Here is a 631-nt window from a genome sequence, read left to right as displayed (position 1 = left end):
TGCTTTCTGCTAATGTTGCCCAGCGCGTGATTTTTGCAGAAGCTGCAACACAGGGGAAGACCGTTTATGAAGTCGATAAGCAAGGGCTAGCAGCAGCAGAGATTGAAGCTGTTGCAGCAGAAATCAAGGAGTTAGCACAATGAACAAAAAAATTAAGATTGGTACGAAACCAACCAATAAATCAATTCCTTTAACAGCTGATGCATGGGTAGGAAACCATAAAGGGTGCAGAGATGGAGGTATGAAACGTCTCACAATTGATGTGCCGGAAAACTTGCATCGTTTAATTAAGATGAGTTGCGCAAGTCGTGGAACAAAAATAGCAGATGAGGTGCGCGAATTACTTTCACAGAAATACGGAAAAGTGTAAAAAATGATATACGATAATACGGTTTCATTGATTGAATTTCATCTTCTTTAAGAAGTTATCATAAATGTAAGACTTGGTGGGGCTGTATGTGATTGCGCATTATACCCGATTGCTCTGTTCCTTTGTATTCTTTCAAAAAGCTAGATTGAGTGAAATCTAAGAGGAGCTCGTCATTTCGATATTGGATGAAAATCGTCATATACCTACATGATCATGAGAGGATGAATTTTGGATCGTATGAATTAAAGTGTCTGCTCTCTT

General features: G+C 39.0%; 1 protein-coding gene and 1 pseudogene. Both read left to right on the top strand.

Features of this window, described 5'->3' with window-relative positions; translation table 11 throughout:
* A pseudogene (locus ACFIO5_RS12595) lies at nucleotides 1-143 on the top strand (ParA family partition ATPase); the annotation flags it as partial.
* Nucleotides 140-370 (top strand): hypothetical protein, encoded by a 231-nt coding sequence (locus ACFIO5_RS12590; RefSeq protein WP_034448077.1) that lies wholly within the window; start codon nucleotides 140-142, stop codon nucleotides 368-370. The pseudogene ACFIO5_RS12595 and the gene ACFIO5_RS12590, both read left to right, overlap by 4 nt.
* Nucleotides 371-631 lie beyond the last annotated feature (261 nt).

It is taken from the genome of Bartonella sp. AA86SXKL (assembly GCF_042196885.1).
Note: the sequence above shows the minus strand (reverse complement) of the source record. Positions and strands in the feature narration are given on the sequence as shown.